The organism is Alcanivorax sp. HI0044, assembly GCF_001634945.1.
Genome location: NZ_LWEZ01001053.1, coordinates 1 through 704, shown reverse-complemented (window position 1 = coordinate 704; position 704 = coordinate 1). Strand labels below are relative to the sequence as shown.

2 protein-coding genes are annotated in these 704 nt (G+C 59.1%); one reads left to right on the top strand and one right to left on the bottom strand.

From position 1 onward, the window contains the following. The coding region (locus A3730_RS33055; protein ID WP_369819073.1) for a hypothetical protein at window positions 1-225 on the bottom strand (225 nt) is incomplete at its 3' end. Between A3730_RS33055 and radC the strand changes: the two genes are divergently transcribed. Next, the gene (gene radC, locus A3730_RS12245) at window positions 130-498 is read left to right on the top strand and encodes a DNA repair protein RadC (RefSeq protein ID WP_369819072.1); all 369 of its coding nucleotides are present in this window, start codon (window positions 130-132) and stop codon (window positions 496-498) included. The two genes, A3730_RS33055 and radC, sit on opposite strands and share 96 nt — an antisense overlap. Window positions 499-704: the final 206 nt, after the last annotated feature.

Below are 704 nucleotides of genomic sequence, written 5' to 3'. Positions count from 1 at the left end.
TGAATGGATATTCCCACTTTCGTAAAGAACGAGCAGGGCCTGTACCACGTACAGGGCTGCGTTAAACCCGAGGAGATCGTCAGTACGGCGGCCACCATCCTGCTGGATGAGCTTACCGACCGGGAGGCCCTGACCGCGCCTACCGATGTCGCCCAGTTCCTGCAACTGGCTCTGGCACAGGAGAAAAACGAAGTCTTCTCGGCCATCTTCCTCAACAACAAGCACAAGGTGCTCAGTTTCGAGACCTTGTTCAACGGCACCATTGATAGCTCCGCTGTTTACCCCCGCGTGGTAGTGCAACGCGCTCTGGACTGCAATGCCGCAGCCATCATCTTCGCCCATAACCACCCTTCCGGTTGCAGTGAGCCCTCCACTGCCGACCGGCAAATCACCAAACGCCTCAAGGACGCCCTCGCACTGATCGATGTGCGGGTGTTGGACCACTTTGTGGTGTCCCGTTCCAGCTACGTGAGCCTCGCCGAGCGCGGCTGGCTCTAACCCTGCCCTTTGGGCATTCCCTCTTTAACAGGAGATTCACCATGGCACATCTTGTCGAAAACATGGCCTATGTAGGCCGTACCCCCTGGCACGGGCTGGGCAACCAGCTGGCCAGCCAACAGCCGCTGGAAGTCTGGATGCGCGAAGCGGGCATGGATTGGGAGATCCGTGAGACCCCGGTGCGCTTTATCAGCAGCGAAGCCGGC